The 2724-nt window shown below is 56.6% G+C and carries 1 pseudogene; it reads right to left on the bottom strand.

Annotation, left to right across the window (positions count from 1 at the left end):
* Positions 1–2724 (bottom strand): annotated as a pseudogene (locus tag HII33_RS13560) (hypothetical protein); the annotation flags it as partial.

The raw sequence follows: 2724 nt of genomic DNA on the forward strand, positions 1-2724 counted from the left end.
CATATCGTCGGCGTCAACCGTACCGTCGCCGGTCAGGTCTTCGCCGCCATTGGCGATCCAGATGTCCAGTGCGGAAGTGCCGTCGGCACCTGCGTCACCCTTATCACCTTTGTCGCCCTTTTCACCCTTGAGGTCTTCGGTCATATCCTTACCGTCGATCGTACCGTCGTTGTTCAGATCGGTACCACCGGCTGCAACCCAGATATCCAGTGCCGACTTTCCATCGGCACCCTTCAGGGCTTCGATCATATCGTCGGCGTCGATCTTGCCGCCGCCGGTCAGATCTTCGCCGCCATTGGCGATCCAGATGTCCAGTGCGGATGCACCTGCGTCACCCTTATCACCTTTGTCGCCCTTTTCACCCTTGAGATCTTCGGTCATATCCTTGCCGTCGATCGTACCGTCATTGTTCAGATCGGTACCACCGGCTGCAATCCAGATATCCAGCGCTGACTTACCATCGGCACCCTTCAAGGCTTCGATCATATCGTCAGCGTCAACCGTACCGTCGCCGGTCAGGTCTTTGCCGCCATTGGCGATCCAGATGTCCAGTGCGGAAGTGCCGTCGGCACCTGCGTCACCCTTATCACCTTTGTCGCCCTTTTCACCCTTGAGGTCTTCGGTCATATCCTTACCGTCGATCGTACCGTCATTGTTCAGATCGGTGCCGCCATTGGCGATCCAGATGTCCAGTGCGGAAGTGCCGTCGGCACCTGCTACACCAGCATCACCCTTATCACCTTTGTCGCCCTTTTCACCCTTAAGATCTTCGGTCATATCCTTACCGTCGATCGTACCGTCGTTGTTCAGATCGGTGCCACCGTTGGCAATCCAGATATCCAGCGCCGATTTTCCATCGGCACCCTTCAGGGCTTCGATCATATCGTCGGCGTCAACCGTACCGTCGCCAGTCAGATCTTCGCCGCCATTGGCGATCCAGATGTCCAGTGCGGAAGTGCCGTCGGCACCTGCGTCACCCTTATCACCTTTGTCGCCCTTTTCACCCTTGAGATCTTCGGTCATATCCTTGCCGTCGATCGTACCGTCGTTGTTCAGATCGGTGCCACCGTTGGCAATCCAGATATCCAGTGCCGACTTTCCATCGGCACCCTTCAGGGCTTCGATCATATCGTCAGCGTCAACCGTACCGTCGCCGGTCAGGTCTTCGCCGCCATTGGCGATCCAGATGTCCAGTGCGGATGCACCATCGGCACCCTTATCACCTTTGTCGCCCTTTTCACCCTTGAGATCTTCGGTCATATCCTTACCGTCGATCGTACCGTCATTGTTCAGATCGGTACCACCGGCCGCGATCCAGATATCCAGCGCCGACTTTCCATCGGCACCCTTCAGGGCTTCGATCATATCGTCGGCGTCGATCTTGCCGTCGCCGGTCAGGTCTTCGCCGCCATTGGCGATCCAGATGTCCAGTGCTGATGCACCATCGTCACCCTTGTCGCCCTTTTCACCCTTAAGATCTTCGGTCATATCCTTGCCGTCGATCGTACCGTCGTTGTTCAGATCGGTACCACCGGCTGCAATCCAGATATCCAGTGCCGACTTTCCATCGGCACCCTTCAGGGCTTCGATCATATCGTCGGCGTCGATTTTGCCGTCTCCGGTCAGGTCTTCGCCGCCATTGGCGATCCAGATGTCCAGTGCGGAAGTGCCGTCGGCACCTGCTACACCAGCATCACCCTTATCACCTTTGTCGCCCTTTTCACCCTTAAGATCTTCGGTCATATCCTTACCGTCGATCGTACCGTCGTTGTTCAGATCGGTGCCACCGTTGGCAATCCAAATATCCAGTGCCGACTTACCATCGGCACCCTTCAGGGCTTCGATCATATCGTCAGCGTCAACCGTACCGTCGCCGGTCAGGTCTTCGCCGCCATTGGCGATCCAGATGTCCAGTGCGGAAGTGCCGTCGGCACCTGCTACACCAGCATCACCCTTATCACCTTTGTCGCCCTTTTCACCCTTGAGATCTTCGGTCATATCTTTGCCGTCGATCGTACCGTCGTTGTTCAGATCAGTACCACCGGCCGCAATCCAGATATCCAGCGCCGACTTTCCATCGGCACCCTTCAGGGCTTCGATCATATCGTCGGCGTCGATCTTGCCGTCGCCGGTCAGGTCTTCGCCGCCATTGGCAATCCAGATGTCCAGTGCGGAAGTGCCGTCGGCACCTGCTACACCAGCATCACCTTTGTCGCCCTTTTCACCCTTGAGGTCTTCGGTCATATCCTTGCCGTCGATCGTACCGTCATTGTTCAGATCAGTACCACCGTTGGCAATCCAGATATCCAGCGCTGACTTACCATCGGCACCCTTCAGGGCTTCGATCATATCGTCAGCGTCAACCGTACCGTCGCCGGTCAGGTCTTCGCCGCCATTGGCGATCCAGATGTCCAGTGCGGAAGCACCATCGGCACCCTTATCACCTTTGTCGCCCTTTTCACCCTTGAGATCTTCGGTCATATCCTTACCGTCGATCGTACCGTCATTGTTCAGATCGGTACCACCGGCCGCGATCCAGATATCCAGCGCTGACTTACCATCGGCACCCTTCAGGGCTTCGATCATATCGTCAGCGTCAACCGTACCGTCGCCGGTCAGGTCTTTGCCGCCATTGGCGATCCAGATGTCCAGTGCGGAAGTGCCGTCGGCACCTGCTACACCAGCATCACCCTTATCACCTTTGTCGCCCTTTTCACCCTTGAG

Origin of the sequence: Lacticaseibacillus absianus, assembly GCF_013407595.1 — a bacterium.
Classification (GTDB): domain Bacteria; phylum Bacillota; class Bacilli; order Lactobacillales; family Lactobacillaceae; genus Lacticaseibacillus; species Lacticaseibacillus absianus.